This is a genomic window from Neisseria sp. P0021.S007 (assembly GCF_051956855.1).
The window spans coordinates 1-700 of sequence record NZ_JBQCXA010000510.1 but is presented as its reverse complement, the minus strand read 5'-3'; the positions used below and the strand labels follow the sequence as shown (position 1 = coordinate 700).

Sequence of the window (700 nt, the reverse complement as noted above, 5' to 3'; positions counted from 1 at the left end):
CGCTTCAACCGTCCGGAAGATATTGGTTTGACTGCAGATGAAATCAAGAAAAATCTGATGTTCACAACAGACAACGTTGGTGACGTCATGGTAGCGGCAATGGATCCGAAAGATGCCTCAAAATGGTTGGGTGCGCCTCCTCCGGATTTGACCCTGATTGCGCGTTCTAAAGGTGCAGACTACCTGTACGCCTATATGCGCGGCTTCTATAAAGACCCAACTCGTCCAACCGGTTGGAACAATACTGTTTTGGCCGGAGCGAGTATGCCTCACCCATTGTGGGAGCAACAAGGTATTCAAGCTGTTGAGTTGGATGCTAAAGGTCAGCCCGTTATGATTAAAGACGAGCATGGCAACCTGACTCCTAAGCTGTATTGGGAATCTACCGGTCTGCACAGCCGTCGCCTGCCTAACGGTAAAGTGATCCAAAAAGAGTACGATACTTATGTGCGCGACTTGGTGAACTACTTGGTGTACATGGGCGAGCCTGCTCAGTTGCAACGCCACCGCATCGGCTACATGGTTCTGGCATTCCTGTTTGCGGTAATGCTGCCATTGGCTTACTTCCTGAAAAAAGAATTCTGGAAAGACGTTCACTAATTCTTTTGAATCAAAAAGGCAAACCTGTTTCAGGTTTGCCTTTTTTGTTTGTGAAATTGGTTTATGCGGGAATAATGTAAATTTTGAAATTACTTAATAT

General features: G+C 46.1%; 1 protein-coding gene. It reads left to right on the top strand.

Annotation, left to right across the window (positions count from 1 at the left end; translation table 11 throughout):
* Positions 1 to 600, top strand: a 600-nt coding sequence (locus ACTHUR_RS14305) for a cytochrome c1 (RefSeq protein WP_440399225.1), incomplete at its 5' end; no start/stop codon positions are given.
* Between the last annotated feature and the right edge of the window lie 100 nt (positions 601 to 700).